General features: G+C 65.7%; 19 protein-coding genes. 5 read left to right on the top strand and 14 right to left on the bottom strand.

Features of this window, described 5'->3' with window-relative positions; genetic code table 11:
• Window position 1: 1 nt before the first annotated feature.
• From IP65_RS16390 to IP65_RS16365, 6 genes are all read right to left on the bottom strand, one after another.
• On the bottom strand, window positions 2–2080 hold the full coding sequence (locus tag IP65_RS16390) for a TonB-dependent receptor (protein WP_054132344.1): 2079 nt from the start codon (window positions 2078–2080) through the stop codon (window positions 2–4).
• 76 nt (window positions 2081–2156) lie between these two features.
• Window positions 2157–2573 carry a DUF2946 family protein gene (locus IP65_RS16385; RefSeq protein WP_022675224.1) on the bottom strand — a complete coding sequence of 139 codons (417 nt, stop codon included), beginning with the start codon at window positions 2571–2573 and terminating at the stop codon, window positions 2157–2159.
• Between the two features lie 95 nt (window positions 2574–2668).
• Window positions 2669–3772 (bottom strand): VOC family protein, encoded by a 1104-nt coding sequence (locus IP65_RS16380; protein ID WP_022675225.1) that lies wholly within the window; start codon window positions 3770–3772, stop codon window positions 2669–2671.
• A gap of 98 nt (window positions 3773–3870) precedes the next feature.
• A complete protein-coding gene (locus IP65_RS16375) occupies window positions 3871–4119 on the bottom strand; it encodes a hypothetical protein (protein ID WP_022675226.1) in 249 nt (82 codons plus the stop codon).
• Window positions 4116–5705 carry an NAD(P)/FAD-dependent oxidoreductase gene (locus IP65_RS16370; RefSeq protein ID WP_022675227.1) on the bottom strand — a complete coding sequence of 530 codons (1590 nt, stop codon included), beginning with the start codon at window positions 5703–5705 and terminating at the stop codon, window positions 4116–4118. Before IP65_RS16370 ends, IP65_RS16375 begins: the two co-directional genes overlap by 4 nt.
• A complete protein-coding gene (locus IP65_RS16365) occupies window positions 5702–6514 on the bottom strand; it encodes an SDR family NAD(P)-dependent oxidoreductase (RefSeq protein ID WP_022675228.1) in 813 nt (270 codons plus the stop codon). The genes IP65_RS16370 and IP65_RS16365 overlap by 4 nt, the downstream gene beginning before the upstream one ends.
• Window positions 6515–6617: 103 nt before the next feature.
• On the opposite strand from IP65_RS16365, the gene IP65_RS16360 reads away from it, so the two are divergent.
• The gene (locus tag IP65_RS16360; protein WP_022675229.1) at window positions 6618–7043 is read left to right on the top strand and encodes a helix-turn-helix domain-containing protein; all 426 of its coding nucleotides are present in this window, start codon (window positions 6618–6620) and stop codon (window positions 7041–7043) included.
• 6 nt (window positions 7044–7049) lie between these two features.
• Here IP65_RS16360 and IP65_RS16355 read toward each other — a convergent pair whose 3' ends face one another.
• From IP65_RS16355 to IP65_RS16345, 3 genes are read right to left on the bottom strand one after another with little or no spacing between them, the layout of a single operon-like run.
• On the bottom strand, window positions 7050–8051 hold the full coding sequence (locus tag IP65_RS16355; protein ID WP_028657575.1) for a LysR family transcriptional regulator: 1002 nt from the start codon (window positions 8049–8051) through the stop codon (window positions 7050–7052).
• Between the two features lie 18 nt (window positions 8052–8069).
• Window positions 8070–8987, bottom strand: coding sequence for an NAD-dependent epimerase/dehydratase family protein (locus tag IP65_RS16350; RefSeq protein WP_022675231.1), 918 nt, complete (start codon window positions 8985–8987; stop codon window positions 8070–8072).
• Between the two features lie 13 nt (window positions 8988–9000).
• Window positions 9001–11481, bottom strand: a complete 2481-nt coding sequence (locus IP65_RS16345; RefSeq protein WP_022675232.1) for a TonB-dependent receptor — start codon at window positions 11479–11481, stop codon at window positions 9001–9003.
• 149 nt (window positions 11482–11630) lie between these two features.
• Here IP65_RS16345 and IP65_RS16340 point away from each other — a divergent pair, with 149 nt between their 5' ends.
• Window positions 11631–12770: an FAD-dependent monooxygenase gene (locus IP65_RS16340; protein WP_022675233.1), complete on the top strand. Its 1140-nt coding sequence runs from the start codon at window positions 11631–11633 to the stop codon at window positions 12768–12770.
• A 17-nt stretch (window positions 12771–12787) separates the two neighbouring features.
• Here the strand turns inward: IP65_RS16340 and IP65_RS16335 are convergent, their stop codons facing one another.
• Complete coding sequence (locus IP65_RS16335; RefSeq protein ID WP_231627753.1) at window positions 12788–13945, bottom strand: MFS transporter; 1158 nt, start codon at window positions 13943–13945, stop codon at window positions 12788–12790.
• A 240-nt stretch (window positions 13946–14185) separates the two neighbouring features.
• Between IP65_RS16335 and IP65_RS16330 the strand changes: the two genes are divergently transcribed.
• Window positions 14186–14980 carry an SDR family NAD(P)-dependent oxidoreductase gene (locus IP65_RS16330; protein ID WP_022675235.1) on the top strand — a complete coding sequence of 265 codons (795 nt, stop codon included), beginning with the start codon at window positions 14186–14188 and terminating at the stop codon, window positions 14978–14980.
• A 38-nt stretch (window positions 14981–15018) separates the two neighbouring features.
• Here the strand turns inward: IP65_RS16330 and IP65_RS16325 are convergent, their stop codons facing one another.
• Genes IP65_RS16325 through IP65_RS16310 form a run of 4 tightly spaced genes read right to left on the bottom strand, consistent with a single transcriptional unit; the run spans window position 15019 to window position 17904 of the window.
• The gene (locus tag IP65_RS16325; RefSeq protein ID WP_022675236.1) at window positions 15019–15774 is read right to left on the bottom strand and encodes an SDR family NAD(P)-dependent oxidoreductase; all 756 of its coding nucleotides are present in this window, start codon (window positions 15772–15774) and stop codon (window positions 15019–15021) included.
• Window positions 15775–15778: 4 nt separating this feature from the next.
• The gene (locus tag IP65_RS16320; protein WP_022675237.1) at window positions 15779–16288 is read right to left on the bottom strand and encodes a cupin domain-containing protein; all 510 of its coding nucleotides are present in this window, start codon (window positions 16286–16288) and stop codon (window positions 15779–15781) included.
• 19 nt (window positions 16289–16307) lie between these two features.
• Window positions 16308–16967: an EthD domain-containing protein gene (locus tag IP65_RS16315; RefSeq protein WP_022675238.1), complete on the bottom strand. Its 660-nt coding sequence runs from the start codon at window positions 16965–16967 to the stop codon at window positions 16308–16310.
• On the bottom strand, window positions 16960–17904 hold the full coding sequence (locus IP65_RS16310) for a fumarylacetoacetate hydrolase family protein (protein ID WP_022675239.1): 945 nt from the start codon (window positions 17902–17904) through the stop codon (window positions 16960–16962). The genes IP65_RS16315 and IP65_RS16310 overlap by 8 nt, the downstream gene beginning before the upstream one ends.
• Before the next feature lie 159 nt (window positions 17905–18063).
• On the opposite strand from IP65_RS16310, the gene hisD reads away from it, so the two are divergent.
• Both hisD and IP65_RS16300 read left to right on the top strand, forming a co-directional pair.
• On the top strand, window positions 18064–19395 hold the full coding sequence (gene hisD / locus IP65_RS16305; protein WP_028657577.1) for a histidinol dehydrogenase: 1332 nt from the start codon (window positions 18064–18066) through the stop codon (window positions 19393–19395).
• Window positions 19392–20168: an SDR family NAD(P)-dependent oxidoreductase gene (locus tag IP65_RS16300; RefSeq protein ID WP_054132342.1), complete on the top strand. Its 777-nt coding sequence runs from the start codon at window positions 19392–19394 to the stop codon at window positions 20166–20168. The genes hisD and IP65_RS16300 overlap by 4 nt, the downstream gene beginning before the upstream one ends.
• Window positions 20169–20177: the final 9 nt, after the last annotated feature.

Genomic DNA, 20177 nt, shown 5'->3' with positions numbered 1-20177 from the left:
ATCAGAACCGCACGCGCGCGCTGCCGGTCAGCCCCAGCCCTTCGGCCGGGCTGTGCGCGGTGGGAGAGCGGCTTTGCGCTGCCGTGACGCTGGCATCGTACCAGACATATTCATAGCGCCGGTTCAGCAGGTTCTTGCCCGTGAGCGACAGTTCCAGCTTGTCGATCGGGCGGAAGGCCACCTCGGCATTGAACACGGCATATTGGCCGAACTTGCCCACCGCCGGATCGTTGGCCGCAGTCAGCCAATAGCTGGACTGGCCATTGCCCCAGAGCGACAGGCGCCAGCGCGCGGCCGGGGTGAGATCCACCCCGCCCGACCACAGCCAGTGCGGCACATGGTCGATCTCGTGCCCCAGATAGCCAGGCGTGACCGGATCGGCGACGCGGATGCGCGAGGTTTGCCACGACAGCGCGCCCCAGGCCGACACGCCGTTGACCGGCTTGAGGTTGACCTGCACATCCACCCCGCGCCGGCGGGTCGCCCCGACGTTTTCGCTATCGCCCAGCGGATCGTTGAGCTTGCGCTTGATCTCGCCACTGGCATCCTGAAGCCACAGCGCGACGCGGGTTTCCACCCCGGCCATGGGGCGCAGCTTGATCCCCGCCTCCCAGCCGGCGTTGATCGAGGGCGCCAGGTTGGTGGTGCGCGGCGGGATCAGGTATGCGCCCGATCCGGTGCCGATCTGGAAGCTCTTGCCATAGTTGCCATAGAGCGTGACCTGATCGACCGGCGTGATCGCCACCTGCAGCTTGGGCTGGCTGATCGTGCCATAGGCGTTGATCGGCGCACTGGTGCCGGCCAGCCGGTTGTGAAACGTGCCGCCCACCCAGTCGAGCCGCCAGGCCGGGCTGATCGTCAGCCACCGCGTCGGCGCGAGCGTAAGCATCCCATAGACCCCGCCGACATTGAGCGTGAAGGCCTGGTCGCGCGTTTGCGCCGAAACCACCCGCGCCACCGTATTGTAGCGGCGCGAGACATTGTCCTGCCACTGCATGTCGCCGCCCAGCTCGGCCATGACCGGCGTGCCGGCCACGTGCGTGTGCCAGTGCAAGGCGCCGCTGATCCCGTAGTGGTCCTCGTCCGTCACCCGCCGCTGCTGCGACGTGGTGGCCGAGAATTTGACATAGCGATCATCGCGCAGCCGGTTGGCATAGGCCTTGGCCGTAAGATCGAGGCTGTCGCTGAACGTGGCGTCGAGATGGATGCTGCCCTGGGCCACGGTGCGGGTATCGCCATCGGTCTGGTTGTAGGCATTGGTCATGCGCGGATGGGCCCCGGCGTTTTCCAGGGTGAGATAGCCCGGTTCATCGGCCGTGCCGCGATACCAGCGGGCGATCGCGCCCACGCGCAGGGTGTCATTGGGGCGGAAGAACCACTTGCCCGCCAGGCTGCCCCGCGTCAGGGCGCCATGATCGCGCCACCCGCCGGCCTGCCGCCAGGCCGCCAGATAGTTCTGGCTGAAGCCACCGCGCTCGATCCCGGCCACGGCCTGCGCCTCATAGGTATCGAAGCTGCCGCCTGAAACCTTGCCTTCCAGGTAATTGCCGCCGATCCGCGTCTGGATATTGGCGCTGCCGGCAATGGCGTGCAGGCCATAGCGCGGATCGGACGTGCCGCGCACCACCTCGATCCCGGCGATATCGAGCGGAAAGACGCTGTCGATATAGGGCATGTTGCCATCGTTGCTGTTGGCCGGCACGCCATCGATCAACAGCTTGACCGCGTTGATTTCTCCCTCGCCGTTGAAGCCGCGAAAGCTGAACTTGCCGCTGGTGGTGCCCTGGTTGAAGTTGGTCAGCATCACGCCCGGCAGGCGGCCGACCAGTTCCCAGGCATAGTTGACGTTGGCATTCTGCGCGACATCGCCGCCCATGCGATCGATCGAAGTAAGCACGTTGCGCGATGAGGCGGCCATCGATCGCGCCGACACCACGATCTGTTCACCAATCGAAAAGCCGGTATCGACGGTATCGCTGCCGGCAACCGGGCCTGGCGCGGCGTTTGGCGCAGGCGCTGCGGCCTGCGCGGGCATGGCGAAGACAAGCGCGCACGGCAGCGCGCCCAACGAAATCTGCATGAAACTATCCCCCGTCCGGCGCCAGTGGCCGGCCTGAACCTGATGATTGCGCCCGATCGCGGGCGGCACGTGTGGATCAGGCGATCAGGGGTGGGCCACGCAGTGGCGGCCAGGCATGCGCGCGCCGGCGCGGCGCAGGCACGGGGGTGGCGGCAAAGCCCAGGGCGAGAATGAAGGCCAGCGCCGCGGCCAGCAGCACGGGATCGGCCCCGCCGAGCAGGGCATGGCCCAGCGCGCCATAGGGACAGGTGCCCTGCGCCTTGGCATGGCTGGCACCGCCCTTTTCCGCGCCATCCTTCACCGGCACCACCACCTGGCGCACCAGGTCATGGCGTCCGTCGATCCCTTCGGAACAGAGCTGGATGGTAAAGCTGCGCGTCTGGCTGCCGGGCATGTAGCCAGCCGGAACCAGCGCCTTCATCGCCAACGACAGCGCGACCAGCCACAGGGCCAGCGCGGAATGCCGAAACAGAAAGGCGCGAAGGGCAATCATGCGACACGCGGCATAAGCGGCCGCCCCGCGATTGTCATCAGGACAAAATGTCGCGCCGCAATGGCAGGCGGCATTGCGGCCGCCTGCCTGCACCGTCAGATCGCGTGTTCGTCGTCTGCCGTCAGGTTGGCCAGGTCGCCCTCGATCGGCTGCTTGCCGGGCTTGGCGCGGCGATAGGCGTCAAAGCTCTTGCGATCGGCGTCGAAGGCCATGTCCCAGGGGATGTTGTCGCCGCGGAAGATCGCCGGGGCATTGGCCGCCCACAGCAGAGAGCCGAACTTGAAGTCCCACGCGCGCGGCACCCAGGCATCGTCGAGATAATCGGTATCGGCGTGGTATTCGGCCTCGCCGGCGTGGCCAGGCATTTCGCAATAATAGTAGATCGCCGAGGAGATGCGGTGGCGCGAGATGCCGCCGCTGGTGTTCATCGTGGTGTTCTTCCAGCCGCGGTTGTCCATGATATTGGCGCCGAGCATGACCTCGTCGATATCATCGCAGCCAAAGGCGATGTGCATGAACTTGAAATGGTCCGGCGCGATCGGCAGGTCGCAGTTCACCCAGAAGATCGAGTGATGCTCGAACGTGCCGCCGGCGCGGGCGAAGATGCCGGTGCCCTTGGAGTGATCGACATAGCGGAAGCCGAGGTGGCGTTCGTAGAATTCGAAGCTGCCGACATAGTCGGGCGAGAAAAAGACGACGTGGTTGATCGTCTTGGGAATGGCGCGCTTGCGCCAGATGCGGTGCTGGTTGAAGCGCGGCCAGCTCGACGGCGTATTGACCGGGCTCGCTTCCGACACGACGGCGCGCTTGGCCCAGACACGCAGCGCGATCGGCTGGCCATCGGGGCAGACGCAATGCACGGTGCCATCGGCATCGCGGGTCACGGCAACCTCGGTCGCGAGGCTGGCAGCGATGCGTTCAAGGTTTTCAGCCGTATCGACACCCCAGACGGTTTCCTTGATGCCGTCACCAGCAAACGGATCGGGCACAGGCAGGCGCGGATCGCCATGGCGCACCACGATCACGCGGCTGCCCGATTGCAGGCGGAAAACGCTTTCATGCTCGCCCGTGCTTTCGAGCGGCAGGCCGAAATCTGCCCAGAAGCGGGTGTGTTCGGCAAGATCGGCCACGCCGAAGATGACGCTTTCAACGCCAAGGATGGCGGATGTGGACGAAAGGGGGCTGGATGCGATCGGCATGGGGTCTCCGCAGAATCTGTCACTGGCCTTCATGCCGTGGATAGCTGCGGCGCGGAAACCGATGTTTCGGCAACCAAGCTATTCACCGCACGGATGGATCAGTTGCGGCGGAACAGCAGGGTGAGCAGGAACAGCACCGTCCTGAGATCGAGCAGGCGCAGCGCAGCGCGGGCTTCGGCCGGGGTGAGCCGGGCAACCATCGGCATCGCGCCGAAGATCTTGCCGCGGATCACCAGGGTGTTGCCGTCCGCCTCGATCTTGCGGATGGCCATGAGTTCCTTGTCGTTGGCGTCAAGAATCCGGGCGACGCGCGCCTTGGCCGCGCCCTTGTTCGGCAAGTTGGTCATTGCACGGCCCTTCCGCAAATCCGGTCGTAGTCCATTCCCAGGTCATCCATCATCTGGATCGCCGTGGCGCGCCCGGCCCCGAACACGCCGCCGCCGGGGTGCATGAACGGGCCGACGAGGTAGAGGCCCTCCACTTCCGGCACGCGCAGCGCGCCCAGGTCAGGCGTGGGGCGGTGGCCGGCGGATTGGTAGAAGAACGGCGCGCAGCCGTGGATATCCCCGCGCACGAAGCTTGCGGGGCTGTCACGCTCGTGGTCGAGCGGCGAGCGCACGAGGCGGCCGGTGATGTTGTCATCGCTCAGGTTGGCGTAGAACTTGCGGTATTGCGCCAGCGCGCGGTCGGCCACCTCGTCCTTGCAGGTGTCCCACGATTGCGGGCCGCCGGGATGCAGGTCATACGGCGCGAAGTTGACGCCATAGAACACCCCGGCCCCGGCCGGCGCGCGGCTGGGATCGAAGATAGTGTTGTCACCGCCCGCGATCAGGCGCGCGCTCACCTCGCCACGGCGCAGCTTGTCGTATTCCAGCTGCATGTCGCGCACGGTGTAGAAGTCCATCAACTCGGTCATCATCGCGTTGCAATCATTGCCGACGCGCAGTTGCAGGCGTTCCTTCAGCGTCAGGTGCGTGAGGTTGATCGAGAAGGTGGACTGGGTAACGCGTTCGGCGCGCTGCAAGACCGGCTCGGGCGCTTCTGCCACGAACGTGCGCAGGACATGCGGGTGGATCGCGCCGATCACGCCATCGCGGGCCATCACGCATTCGCCGTCGCGCAGTTCGAGCCCGGTGGCCCTGCCGCCCGAGACGATCACACGACGCACCTCGGCGTTGCAGCGCACTTCGCCGCCAAAATGCTCGATGGCGCGCACCAGGGCGTGGCTGAGCTGGCCCGAGCCGCCTTTCGGCATCGAACAGCCGAAGCTGTGGACGATGCCGGGCATGACGAAAGCGCCCATGCCGGTGCCGAGCTCATCGGGCATCTGCAGGTTTTCGGTGACCATGCGCACGATGTGCAGCTTGAGCAATTCGCTATCAAAGTAATGATCGACGATATCGAGCGCGCTGCGCTGCATGAGATCGAGCAGGAAGCGGCCTTCGTCCGACTGATCCATCATCGCCACGAACGCGCCGAGCGGAAACGGCGGGGCATACATCCCGCTCATCAGCATGGGCAGTGCCGTGGTGCTCATGCCGACAAAGCGGCGATAGGCTTCGGCGTCCTTTTCACCGGCGACGCGGGCGAGTTCCTCGCAGGTGCGATCGAGATCCTTGTAGGACCGGATCACGGTGCCGTCTTCCCAGATCGAGACGTGGACGAGATCGGGATAGATATATTCGAGCCCGAACTTCGCGAGCAGACCCAGCTCGTCTTCGCGCAGCATGGGGTTGCCCTGGATCATGATGTGCACGTTGGAATGTTCGTCGTGCCAGAAGCCGGGGTGCAGCAATTCCCGCGTGGACACGCCGCCCCCGTAGTGCGGCTTGCGTTCGAGCACGAGGACCTTCTTGCCGGCCTTGGCCATGTAGGCCGCGGCGACGAGGCCGTTGTGCCCCGCCCCCATCACGACGATGTCATGCTGGCTCATGCCGGCTCCTCCCCCAGAAAGGCGCGGAACCCGGCAAGCCCGGGGACATGCGATGCGCTGCCGCCATCGCAGACCAGCACCTGGCCGGTAATGTTGCGCGCAGCATCACTGGCCAGGAAGGCCACGGACTCGGCAATATCCTCTGGCTCGCCAAGGCGATCGCGCAGGGTTTCGTCCTCTACCAGTTGGCGCAGGGCCGGGGGAAACGCCTCGCGCAGCGCCGGCGTCATTGTCATGCCAGGCGCCACCGCGTTGCAGCGCACGCCGGCGCGGCCATGGCTGGCAGCAATGGCGCGGGTCAGCTGGATGACGGCCGCCTTGCTGCTGGAATAGGCTGCCTGGATGAGATGGCCCTGCAGCGCCAGGTTGCTGACGGTGTTGACGATGCAGCCGCGGCTTTCGCGCAGCGCGGGCAGCGCGGCGCGGCAGGCCATCATGGTGCCGCGCACGTTGACCGCATAGGTGCGGTCCCACAAGTCTGTGTCCATGCGTTCCACGTCGCCATCGTTGCGCGCCACCTCGGGCCCCAGCAGCGCGGCATTGTTGTGCAGCACATCGAGCCGGCCAAAGTGGGCGACAACCTGCCCGACCATCGCCTGGATCGATGCTTCGTCGGCCAGGTCGAGCGGCACCGCGATGGCACCGGGCAATTGCGCGGCGAGCGCAGTGGCGCGCGCAACGGCAATGTCGGCCAGCGCCACGCGGGCGCCGCGCGCGGTCAGCAGGCGGGCAGTCGCCTCGCCGATTCCGCCAGCCCCGCCGGTGATGATGGCAACCTTGCCGTCCATGGCAATGGCATCTGCGGTCATGCGCATTCTCTCCCTGTTCGGTTGTGTCAGGCCGTTTTATGGTGATGGTGACAAAGCGGAAGACGGCACTTTTTTGTGCCCATGACAGGCGGGGGAGGCCGAGTTGGACAGCGCGCCATTGCACCAGGCCATCGCGCGGCTGGCCGCCGAGATGACCGCGCATGGCAAGCATCGCGATGACCCCGCGCGCGAAGTGATGGGCTTGCTGGGCGACCGCTGGTCCACGCTGATCCTGCTGGTCTTGGAAACGGGCGAATGGCGCCATGCCGACCTGCGCCGAACGCTGGGCCAGCTGTCTGCCGAGCAGGCGATATCGCAGCGCGTGCTGACCCTGAAGCTGCGCACGCTGGAGCGTGACGGCTTTGTGGCGCGCACAATTACTGGCTCGGTCCCGCCGAAAGTGAGCTATCGCCTCACGCCACTGGGCCGCGACCTCCACGGCCAGGCGCGCGCCCTGATCGACTGGATCAACACCCGCGCGGACAATATCCGGCTGGCGCGCGAAAGGTTCGACGCCACAGACAGTTAGTCTGCATCAGTGCTGGGGATGGTTCATCCGGTATTGCACTTCGATTTCATCAAGAGCGATCTTGGCGGCGCTGGGCAGTGGCACGACATTGTCCGCCACATCTGCCTTCGCACCCGCGGCCGCCTGGAGGCGTTCGACCACCCAGCGCAAGGCGCGGTCGTTGTTGTTGGCGATGTTCCACTGGATCGCTTCGCGGATCGGCGGGATGTCGAACGGAACTTCGCGCATGACCAGGGGCATCGCGCCGACGACGATTTCCGCCATGCGGCGGTGCATGGTGGCGATGCGCTTGGTGCCGAGGATAAGGCCGGGCAACGACAGGAACGAGGGGGCGATGACCTCTACCCGCCGCTGCTGCTTCTGGCGCCGCATGAACCAATCCTCGAACGCGGAAACCCGCGACTTGCCGAAACGGGGCGTGACGTGGCCCAGCTCGAGATACAGGTCACGTGTCATCGGCTGCGCCATGGCCGGATTGGCGGCATCGCCCACCACGACGTAATCGTCTTCGAACAGGACCTGGCTGGGATGATCGGCCGAGATCGCGATATCGATGGTAAGCAACAGGTCGATGTGTCCGCGCTCGATGGCTTCGATCGGGCTATCGTTCATCGGCTGGATCTCGAAACGCAGATGCGGCGCATCCTTTTCGAGATCGGCCAGCACGCGGGTGAGCAGCACTTCGGTGGAATAGTCCGAGGCCATCATGCGGATGGTGCGGTCGGCAGTGGCAGGATCGAAGGGCGGCGCGACCGCCACAGTGGTGCGGATCTGTTCGAGCACGGCGCGCACCGGCTCGATCAGTTCTTCCGCCCGCGCAGTGAGGATCATCGCCCTGCCCTTCACCACCAGCAGTTCGTCCTCGAAGTACTCGCGCAGGCGGCCCAGCGCGCTGGAGGTGGCGGATTGCGACAGGCACAGCCGATCGGCCGCCAGGCTGACGCTGCGTTCGGTCAACAGCACGTCGAGCGCCACGAGCAGGTTGAGATCGAGCCTTCCGTAGCGCATCGCCATCTCCCTCGCCCCTCAGATCATTGCGAGGGCGTTGGAGACGAGTGTAGCAGCATCGCCATCGTGTGCAAAACCGGCGCGGTCCGCCGCTGCCGTGGTCAGCGGGGGCTGCGCGGCAAAGGCTGCTTCGAGCGATGGATCGGGCTGGTAACTGACCAGATCGGCCGCCACCCCGCACTGACGGGCGATTTCCCCGGCCAGATCGCCCATGGCAACGCGCAATGCCGGAAGCGTCACCGCGCGGGTGTTCGGCATCAGCCCACTGTCGAGGTTGAGGGCATGGACCAGGTTGTCGACGCAGCGCGTCACCGATTGCGCCCAGATCGTTCCCTCGGCCGAGACCGGGCAGACAAAGCGCTCGCCGGCCTTTAGCGCATGGAACAGGTTGGAAATGAAGGCCGATTTCAAGCCTGACGGTCCCTTGGGCCGGGCCAGAATGCCCGACAGGCGAACGGTGACGCCATCGATCAGGCCGCGGTTGGAAAACATCGCGACGGCATGCTCCATCATCGCCTTGTGCCCGCCGTAGATCATCTTGGGGCTGAGCGGGGTACCATCGTCCACCTGTGCCGGGAACGGATCGCCGAACACCGCGATCGAACTGGCATAGACCACGCGCAGGCCGGGATTGAGCGCGGCCGCCTCGAGCAGCAGGTCATACATCGCATCGACGTTGATGCGCCGCGACAGCGCAGGATCGGCTTCTGCCGCGCCGCCGGGCACCGTGGCGAGGTGGACCAGCGCATCGCACCCCTGCGCCAGTGCCGCCCCCCGCACGGCAGCATCGCCCATGTCCCCCACGATCAGCCGCGCCGGCGCGGGCAGATCGGCGGGCATGGTATCGAGCCCGGTAACCTCGTGGCCGGCGCCGACCAGCCTGCCGACCAATGCCCGACCGACAAAACCGCCAGCGCCCGTCACCACGATATGCATTGCGAAACGCTCCTTAGAAATTGCCGGAAAGACGCAGGCCCCAGGTCCGCGGGGCGGAAAAGTGCCCGACGGCCATGCCGAGCGGCGAGGCCTGCGGCGCAAGGTCGCGGCGCTTGTTCTCGATGTTGCGAACAAAGCCGGTAAGCGCCAGGCTTCCGTTGGCGGCGCGCACCGTCAGCGACGCGTCGGTCGTCCAGTAGGCGGGAATGCGCTCGAAATCGAGATATTCGAAAGCGCCCCACTGGCTGTCGCGCCAGGCAGTGTTGACGTTGGCCACCAGTTCGACGTCGGCGTTGAGCGGCACCACCTGCTCGGCGCCGAGGTTGACCGTCCACTTCGGGCTGAACAGCAGCGGATTGCCCGAGCAGTTGAAGTCCTTGACCGGCGCACCGCCAGCGACGGCACCGGTATAGGTGAACGGGCAACCGATGTTGTCACGCGGCGAGGCGGTATAGAGGTGGAGGTCGTTGTACTTGGTATCGAGATACTGGACCTTGGCGCTGAGCGTGGTGCCACGGGTGGGCTTGACCACGAGATCGGCGTCGAAGCCCTTGATCGTGGAACGACCGGCGTTCTCGTTCGAGCTGATCAGGGTGCCGCTGGTGTCAACGGTGAAATAGGTGATCTGCTGGTCGCGGTACTTCCACAGGAAGCCCTCGAGATTGAGCTGGACGTGATTGTCGAAGAACCGGTTCTTTGATCCGATGGTGTAGGCGGTGATGAACTCGGGCAGGTACGAGGTCTTGCTCTCGGTCATCTGCAGGCCGCCGGCGCGATAACCGGATTCCGCCGTTGCGTAGAGCAGGCTGGTGGGCGTGACATCGAATTCGGCCGAGGCCTTCCACGTTACGCGCGAATAGGTCCTGCTATCGACGACGGGGTTGTAGGTCTTGAGAATGGCGCCGACGCCATTGACCAGCGGAAATACCTGGTAGCCGGGCTGGTTGGTGCTGTTGCCAGCGATCCAGCCGTTCGACTTGAGCCAGTTGATCGTGTCGCCGGTGTTCAGGAAATTGGGGTAATAGGGCATGTTGCCCGGCGTGGCGCAGCCAGCGCCGAACGAGGCCGGCGGCGTGATCAACGCGGGGGGCGGGCCGCCGCAGAACGTGATAAAGTTGTTGATCAACCCGTCGATCGACTTCTTGTCGTGGGTATAGCGCGCGCCGCCGATCAGCCTGAACCGGTCGGACACGTGGGCGGTCAACTGGCCAAACGCGGCATAGCTGTCGGTCTTGTGGCGATAATCCACCATCGGCAGCACGAATTCCTGGTTATACTCGTCGTTGGCCTTGATCTTTTCATTGAAGTAGTAGGCGCCCAGCACATAGTCGAGCATCCCGGTCTTGCCGGAAAGGCGGGCTTCCAGGCTGGTCTGCTTCACCTTTTCGACGGTGTGGGCCACGTTGAAAGCCGGACCATAGAAGAAGGAATTGTCGCTGCTTTCGCGATAGGCCGGGATCACCGTCAGCTTGCCGATGCCAGTCTTCCAGTTGATTTCGGCATTGACGCCCCAATAGGTGCTGTCCTGCCGCTGATCCTGGTTCATTGCGCTCAGGAAGCCGAAAGCCGGCGCGCCGATGTTCTGCGCACGGAAAGCGTTGGCGGCAGGGGTGTTGAAACCCTCGCTCGAATCCAGGTTGGCGGGGAAGAAGCTATAGCCCGTGGGGCCAGGAATATACCCGCCGATATAGCTGCCGCCCGCGCCACGGCCGCCCAGGTGGGTGTAATCGGCGCCGATGCGCACCGACAGGTCGCTGCTCGGCTCGACCAGGAACTGCGCGCGCAGCGAGCCGCGCTTGGCATCGTCGGTGCCATCGCGGTTGTAGCCATCGTGGGTGGAATAGGCTCCGCTTACGCGCAACGCGGAATTGGCGCTGGTGGCCAGGTTGACGTGGGCATCGGCATCGACGGCATTGTAATTGCCGGCAGAGATGTTGAAGCCCATCGAATTGCGGCCGATTTCGGGATGGGCCGGAATGATGTTGACCGCGCCGCCGGTCGCGTTGCGACCATAGAGGATGCCCTGCGGCCCCTTGAGCACTTCCACGCGCTGCAAGTCATAGAACGCCGCGCCGAACACGCCGCCGCCGCGGCCGAGCACCACGCCATCATAGCTGGGGGTGACCGCCGGATCGTTGTAGCTGCTGGTGGTGATGTTGCCGACGCCGCGAATGAAGATCGAGGCGATATTGCCGCCGGGCTGCGGGATCGAAAGCGAGGGCACCGCCTTGGTGATGTCGGCCGACGAGGTGATGCCGCGCTGGGCCAGATCGTTGCCGGTGACGGCATCGATCGCGAGCCCAGCCTTTTGCAGCGATTCCTCGCGGCGCTGGGCGGTGACGATGATTTCGCCGATCCCGCCATTGTCCGCCGGAGCTGCGGCGGTAGCCGTGGTCGTGGCCGCTGCAGGCTGGTCCTGGGCGGGCGTTTCGGCCGCGAATGCCGGCGTGGCGACAATGGCCAGGGCGCTCGTGGCGAGCAGAAGGGTGCGCATGGTTTTTCCTCCCCGTAAATGTGGCGCTTGAATTGCTTGATCTTGCGGTTAGCCCGGCCCGCCGCAAATATCTTACCGATTGAATCGATAGATCCCTATCCACAGTTCGGATTTGTACAGTGTGTCCGCTTCGTTAGGTCATGCCCCCTATGAACCGGGAGACAATCAGCAGCATCGCAACGGCGCTTGTCGTTGGCGGCGGTATCGGCGGCATGGCAACGGCGATCAGCCTGGCCGAGCGGGGAGTGAAGGTCGACCTGATCGATCTCGACCCGGAATGGCGGGTCTATGGCGCCGGGATCACCATCACCGGCCCCACCCTGCGCGCGTACCGCCAGCTAGGCCTGCTCGAACAGATCAAACAGCAGGGCGCCATCACCAGCAAGACGCGCCTGTTCCGCTATGACGGCCACCACATCCTCGACCTGGAAGAGCCGGTAATCGAGGAAGGCTTGCCCGCAACCGGCGGGATCATGCGGCCGATCCTGCACCACATCATGCAGCGCCGGGTTACCGAACTGCAGATCCCGGTCCAGCTGGGCCTGACCGTGTCCGCGCTGGAGAACCGCGACGATGGGGTCGACGTGCGCTTTTCCAACGGAACGGAAGGCCGCTATGACCTTGTAGTGGGGGCAGACAGCGTCGCTTCGGGCGTGCGCAGCATCGCCTTTCCGCACATGGGCCCGGCACAGCCGACCGGCCAGGGATGCTGGCGCATCTCGATCGCCAAGCCGCCGGGGCTCAACGCCAGCGAGTTCTTTCTGGGCCATGCCAATCCGGCGGGGATCACCCCCTGCGCGCCCGACAAGATCTATTTGTGGATGCTTACCCCGCATGTGGAGCGCGAGCAGCACATGGACGAGGAAGAGCTGTTCGTCACGCTCAAGGAGCTGCTGCGCGACTTCGGCGGCAATGCCGGGTGGATCCGCGACACGATGACGCGCGAGGACTGGATCAACTATCGCCCGCTCGCCGCCGTGCTGCAGCCGCGCGACTGGTTCAACGGGCGGATCGTGCTGGTGGGCGATGCCGTGCACGCGACCACGCCGCACCTGGCATCAGGCGCCGGGATGGCGGTGGAAAGTGGCATCGTGCTGGCCGAAGAGCTGGCGCGGACGCCGGACGTGGCCAGCGGGCTGCGCGCCTATCAGGAACGGCGCTTTGACCGTTGCCGCGACGTGATCGAGACCAGCGTGGCCGTGGGCCAGTTGCAACTGGCAAACGGTGACCCGCAAATCCACGCCAAGATGCTGGAAGGCGCGCTGCACCGGCTGAACGCGCCCTACTGATGCCGAAGCGTAAAAAGTCAGGTGGCGGCGCGGCGTGACACCACGAGCGCCGCCACGGCAACGCCCAGCCCGGCCAGGGCCGCGTGGCCAAGCACGGCAAAGGCCGGCATCAATCCACCCCAGTGCAGCGACAGGGCCGTCACCACCAGTGGGCTGAGCCATTGGCCCAGGGCAAAGGACGATTGCCACACGCCCGTGCCCCGCGCGCGCACCTCATAGGGCAGCAGGCTGATCGACCAGACCAGCAGCGTGGGCAGCAGCATGCCCCCACCGACCTGGTTGACGAAGCAACCCGCCAGGAACATCGGCACGCTCGTGCTGTGCCCCATGATGGCAAAGCCTGCGGCGATCAGCGCGAATTCAGCACAGAGCAGGCGCAGCGGCCCCTGCCCCGCGATACGCGTGTAGACGAAGGTGCCCAGCGGCACGCCCAGGCTGGCGAGCGAGGTGAACAGGCCGATGCGCGCGGCGCTGACAAGGCCGAGTTGGACCAGACCCGACGAAGCCTGGATCTGCACGGTGTAAAAGAACACCGAGCCATAGATGGTAATCGCCACGATCACCGCGAGGCGGCCCCAGGGGCTGGACGCCGCCGCCGGCGCGGAAGATGCCTTGGGCGTAGCGGCGGCGGGCTCGGTATCCCAGGTATAGCGCCAGACCATGGCGAACATGACCAGCGCGGCGCCATAGACCCAGAACGAGGTGCGCCAGCCGAAATCGCCGAGCACGCCGCCCAGATTGAAGAACAGCAAGGCAGAGACCGAGGCAAAGGCGGTTTGCCCGGCCAGCCAGCGATCGCGCGCCGGGCCGGTAAAGTAATCGCCGATCATGGTGGTCGAGAGCACGTAGATCAACGCTTCGGCGATCCCGACCGCCACGCGCGAGGCGAGAATGGCCCACAGGCTGGTCAAGACCAGCGGCGCCATGCCGACCACCGCATAAAGCACGAACGCCATCAGCAGCAGGCGACGCCGGCCAAAGCGATCGCCCAGCAGCCCTGCGACCGGGCACAACAAGGCGACGCACAGCGACGGCAGGGTCAGGACCATGGGCACGAGATAATCGTGGCCCGGAACATGGGCATATTCCGCCATGAGGCGCGGCAGGACCGGCGCGAGCAGAACCACCGCCATGGTCGTGAGGGTAATCGGCAACAGCAGGGATATTCCCGTCATCGTACCGGCTTGCTGTTGTCTCTCCACGCGCATGCTCTTTCCTGGCTTATGAGCCCGAGACCATTCCCGGCAGCGCAGAGCGCGTCCAATTGATAGCGCAGGGCGCAATCGATCGGTCTTGTCGATAGGCGCGACAGGACCGATGGCAATGCATCCAAAAAGCGAAATCCATGCGCGGAACAGGGGATGCTAGGATCGGACAACGGCAGGGCCACACCTGCGATGGAGAGGAAAAAGACCATGACCCTTGCCGAAACGCCCTTTTCGGATCTGGCCCGCGGACAGCAGCGGTTGGCAGGGCGCGTGGCCGTGGTGACCGGCGCGGGCGCCGGCATTGGACGCGGGATCGCGCGGATGTTTGCGGCGCAAGGGGCAACCGTGCACGCGCTGGATATCGATGCGGCAGGCATTGGCGCGCTGGCCGAGGAAACCGGCGGGGCCGTACGGGCCTGGCCGATAGACCTGCTGGACGAGGCAGCGGTGCAGCAGGCGATCACGACGATCGGCAGCGAGGCGGGACGGATCGATGCGCTGGTACCGGCAGCGGCGATGGCTGTGTTCAACTGGATCGACACGATGACCTATGCGCAGTGGCAGCATACCCTGCGCGGCGAACTCGACATCGTGTTTCTCTGCACGCACGCGGCCTGGCCCTGGCTGAAGGCGAGCGGACGCGCGGCGATCGTCAATTTCGCCTCGGCCAATGCGCACGTGGCGCTCAACGGCTCCCCGGCGCTGGCGCACTGCGCGGGCAAGGGCGGCGTCATGGCGATGACGCGCCAGTTGGCGATGGAAGGCGCGCCCCACGGCATCCGCGCCAACACGATCTCGCCCGGCCTGATCCTGACCCAGCAAACCGCGCTGCACATGGCGTCAGATCCCGGGTTCGAAGCGTTTGCGCTGGAAAAGATGATGATCAAGCGCATCGGCCAGCCCGAGGATATCGCCTGGACGGCGACGTTCCTGTGTTCGGACGAGGCAGGCTATATTACCGGGGCGGATTTCCGCGTGGACGCCGGCTCGACCGCGTGGTGAAGCAGCGCGGCTGACCTTTCCCGGCAGATCGCGCGGTGTCAGCTGCCGTCGCTGATCAGGGTGCCGCCATCGGCGACGAGATTGTGGCCGGTGACGAACCCGGCAGCGGGGCTGGCAAGGAAGGCAACCGCGCCCGCGATCTCGGCAGGGGTACCAGGGCGGCGCAGCGGCGTCATGGCCATGCGGCGGGCCATGAAATCGGCGTTGTCGAGCAAGGGCTGCGACAGTTCGGTGGCGACAAAGCCAGGCGATACGGCGTTGACGCGCACACCGCGCGGCCCCCATTCCACCGCCAGGTTGCGCGCCAGCTGCGCCACCCCGGCTTTGGCCAGGGCATAGGCATTGATCCGCCCATTGCCGCGCAGGCCGGCAAGGCTGGCGACCAGCACCGCTGCACCAGCGCCGCCCGGCGCTGCGGCAATATGCGGCAGCGCCAGGTTGCACAGCACGACCTGGCTGCGCAGGTTGATCGCCATGACCTGGGCGTAATCATCCATGGCCAGATCGGCAAAGCCGCCGGGGCGGCCGGTGATCCCGGCATTGCACACCAGAATGTCGAGCCGCCCGCATCGGGCCAGCGCGAAATCGACCAGCGCCGCCTGCGCGGCATCGTCGGTAACATCGCAAGCCATGCCGGGCATGCCAAGATCGGCAGCAACGCGGGCCGTGTCGGCCGCGCTTTCGCTGGAGATGACGACCTGCGCCCCTAGCGCGATCAGCGCCTGCGCGATCGCCAGGCCGATGCCCCGGGTTGAGCCGGTGACGATCGCGCACTTGCCCGACAGATCGAACATGGCCTCAGTCCGGCTTGTCTTCGGGCAGCGGCTGGCCATTGTGGAGATAGGCCGGGGCCTCGATCAGGATGAAGGCAATGCGGCAGGGCTTGTCGGTGGTGTTGCGCCACAGGTGATTGGTGCCGCGCTGGACGATGATGCCGCCCTGCCCGATCGTGCGCTTCGCGCCGTCGTCCAGTTCCAGCTCGATCTCACCCTCCAGCACGATGCCATAGTCGATCGAGTTGGTGCGGTGCATCGGGCTTTCCTTGCCCGGCAGCATGTCGACGATGCGGATGACCGAGCCGCCGTTGAGCGTGAGGCCCGCCGGACGATGGCGACCATCGGTTTCGTCATTGTTGTCGGCCGGCACCGTCGCCGTGGTCCACACCAGCAGGAACGCGCCGTCACCCGAAGGGATCAGCTTGGTGGGCGACACGTCCTCTGACTTGAACACCGCCCGGCCATTGGCATCATGGCCGGTAACAACGCGCTGCACAGGGGGAAGACCGGAATCGGAGATTGGCGAGTTCATGGGCATGTTCCGTAGTTGATCAGATGAAACGGACGGGTTCAACCAGCAGGTGGCGCGTTGCCGCAGGGGCCAGCACCGGCTCCGCCAGATCGGCAAGAACGCCGGCAATCACGGTGGGATCGGCCCCGGCGGCAAGGCCGATTTCATCGAACTGGGTGAACGGAAAATCGCCTTCGACCACCCGGGCCAGATTGGTGACCACGCCGTGGACGTCGTCCCGCGCGGCGATCGCTGCCAGGGCCAAGGCCCACCGCTCGATATCCACGCCGCGCGCCGCACGAAATACCAGAAGCTTGGCCAGCGCATCATCAGCGCCGGGCGCCACGACGCGTTCGGCAGCGAAAAGCGCGATCGAGCCATCCCGTTCGCGGAAGTTGTCTTCATCGGGCCCAACGCGCAGGCGATAGGCTTCGCTTGCCTTGGACGCGGCCATGGCGGCGGGTTCGGCAAAGCGGATCACGGTGACCGCATCGCGATCATCGAGCAGCGGCAGGCCCGCAAGGTCTTGCGCATAGTGGTGGACATAGCCGGTGAAACCGCCCGACACCGCGGGCTCGGCCACCACCATCGGGCCGTGCACGGTTTCGAGATGACGGCGCAACCCCGCGCGGCCAAGCCCCAGCCGCGTGCGCGGCAGGATGACCAGCTTGACCGGGCCGGCGGGAGCGGCGTCAGCCACGGACCACGGTCTGGTTCAGCACGCCGAACGGCGCGCGGCCGGCCGCATCGACTGCTTCCATGCGCACGCTGTCGCCAAAGCGCATGAATGCCGTCTTGGCTTCGCCAAGATCGAGCATTTCGATGCCGCGCCGCTCGGCAATGCAGGAAGAACCGATCTCGCGGAAGTTGGGGTTGGACACGGTGCCCGAGCCGATGATCGTGCCCGCCACCAGATCGCGCGTGCGCGCCGCATGGGCGACGAGTTCGTGGAAGCCGTGGCCCATCGGCTCGCCATTGGCCGCGCCAAACCGTTGGCCGTTCCAGTCCACGCGAAGATCGAGGCAGACGCGCCCGTCGCGCCAGGCATCGCCCAGTTCATCGGGCGTGACGGCATAAGGCGCCATGCCGCACGGGGGCTTGGCCTGGACCCAGCCGAACCCGGTCTTCATTTCTGGCCCGGCGAGCGTGCGCAGCGACCAATCGTTGACCTGCACGACAAGCCGGATGTGGTTCATCGCCTCTGCGGCAGATGTGCCCATGGGCACGGCATCGACGATTACGCCGAATTCGCCCTCGAAATCGATGCCGAGCGCCTCGTCGGGGAACTTCACTTCGCTGATCGGGGCGTAGAAGCGATCCGACATGCCCTGGTACATCAGCGGCGCGCCGGTCTTGATCGGCGTAATGCCGAGCACGGCATCCATCAGATCGCCATGGGACTGGAACGCCGAGCCATCGAGCCATTGCCAGGCGCGCGGCAGGGGGGCGAGCACCTGCGCCGGGTCGAGCGGCTCAGAAAACGTGGTGATCGCCGCGAGTTGCGGCGCAACGTCGGTCCACCGTTCCAGCGCGGCTTGCAAGGTGCCCACCGGCGCGGGCGCGTGGGACCGGCCATCTGGCGATACGACCACGAGCCGTCCATCCGGCGTTCCATCCTGCAAGGTGGCAAGGCGCATCGATCGTGTCTCTCCAAGTTCTCGTTTCGCAACGACTATGCGGGAGGCGGGCCACGCACAACGGCATCTCATCGATAGCTTCGCATCGAAACTATGCGATGGTTCGGCCCCAAGGCGGCTGGCAGGGCACTGCAAAGACAAGCCGACATGGAGAGTTTGGTGGCGATTTACCTCAAGCGCGGTGCGACGGCGGAAGCCAAGGCGGACGCGGACCGCAAGGTGCGCGATACGGTGGAAGCGGCGCTCGCCGCGATCGAAGCCCGTGGCGACGCGGCCGTGCGCGAGATGAGCATTCGCTTCGACGGATGGGACCGCGACGATTACCGCCTGAGCCAGGCCGAAATCGACGCCGCGGTGGACAGCCTGACCGCGCAGGAGCGCAAGGATATCGAGTTTGCGCAGACCCAGGTGCGCAACTTTGCCCAGGTACAGCGCGAGTCCATGAAGGACGTGGAAGTGGAAACCATGCCCGGCGTGGTGCTGGGCCACAAGAACGTGCCGATCAACGCCGCCGGCTGCTATGTTCCGGGCGGCAAGTATCCGCTGCTTGCCTCGGCGCACATGTCGGTGATCACCGCCAAGGTGGCCGGCGTGAAGCGCGTTGTCACCTGCGCCCCGCCTTTCCAGGGCAAGGCAGCGCGGCATATCGTGGCAGCACAGGCACTGGCCGGGGCCGACGCGATCTATGCGCTGGGCGGCATCCAGGCGATCGGCGCCATGGCCATCGGCACGCAGAGCATCGACCCGGTCGATATCCTGGTTGGCCCCGGCAATGCGTTTGTCGCCGAAGCCAAGCGCCAGCTGTTCGGCCGCGTTGGCATCGATCTCTTTGCCGGGCCGACCGAGACGCTGATCATCGCCGACGAAGTGGGCTGCGATGCCGAACTGGCCGCCACCGATATCCTGGGCCAGGTCGAACACGGGCCCGACAGCCCCGGCGTGCTGCTGACCAATTCAGAGAAGCTGGCGCGCGAGACGATGGTCGAGATCGAGCGGCTGCTGCAGATCCTGCCCACCGCCGACCACGCACGCAAGGCGTGGGAAACCTACGGCGAAGTGATCGTGGCGGAAAGTTACGAGGAGATGGTGCGCATCGCCGACGACATCGCCAGCGAACATGTGCAGGTGATGACCGCCGATCCCGATTACTTCCTGAACAACATGACCAACTATGGCGCGCTGTTCCTGGGCCCGCGCACCAACGTTTCGTTCGGTGACAAGGTGATCGGCACCAACCACACCCTGCCGACGCGCAAGGCCGCGCGCTATACCGGCGGCCTGTGGGTGGGCAAGTTCCTCAAGACCTGCACCTACCAAAAGGTGCTGACCGACGAGGCATCGGCACTGGTGGGCGAATATTGCAGCCGGCTGTGCGCACTGGAAGGCTTTGCCGGGCATGGCGAGCAGGCCAACGTGCGGGTGCGCCGTTATGGCGGGCGAAACGTGCCCTATGCCGGGCAAGCCGCCCCCAGCGAGCTGACGCGGGCATGACGGAGCGGCCGGTGTTGCCGACCACGCCATCGTTCCGGCTGGACGGGCGGCGCGCGCTGGTTACCGGTGCGGGCCGCGGGATCGGCCTGGCGATGGCCGCCGCGCTTGCCGATGCAGGCGCGACGGTCACGCTGGCGGCACGCAGCGCCGACGAGATCGCGGCAGCCGCAGCGGCCATCCGCGATGCCGGTGGGGCTGCCGAGGCCGTGGTCCTCGACGTGGCCGACCATGCGGCGGTTGCGGCATTCTTCGTCGGCCGCCCGGCCTTTCACGTGCTGGTCAACAACGCCGGAACCAATCGCCCCATGCCGATGTGGCAAGTGGGCGAAGCCGATTACGATGCGGTGATGGATCTCAACGTGAAGGCGGCGTTCTTCGTGGCGCAGGCCTGCGTACAGGCGATGATCGCCCAGGGCGTGCGCGGCAGCCTGATCCACATCGGCAGCCAGATGGGCCATGTCGGTGGGCCCAACCGCAGCCTCTACTGCGCGAGCAAGTGGGCGCTGGAAGGCATGAACAAGGCCTTTGCGCTGGACCTTGCCCCCCACGGCATCCGCAGCAACACCATCGCCCCCACGTTCATCGAAACCCCGATGACGCGCCCGTTCTTTGCCGACGAAAGCTTCAGGGCGAGCGTGCTGGGCAAGATCAAGCTGGGGCGGCTGGGCACGGTGGAAGACCTGATGGGTGCGGTGCTGTTCCTGGCGGGCGACGCCAGCGCGCTGATGACCGGGACCAGCCTCGTGGTCGACGGCGGCTGGACCGCAGACTGATTTTTCACA

This window comes from Novosphingobium sp. AAP1 (assembly GCF_001295765.1).
Classification (GTDB): domain Bacteria; phylum Pseudomonadota; class Alphaproteobacteria; order Sphingomonadales; family Sphingomonadaceae; genus Novosphingobium; species Novosphingobium capsulatum.
This window is presented reverse-complemented; position numbering and strand designations above follow the sequence as displayed.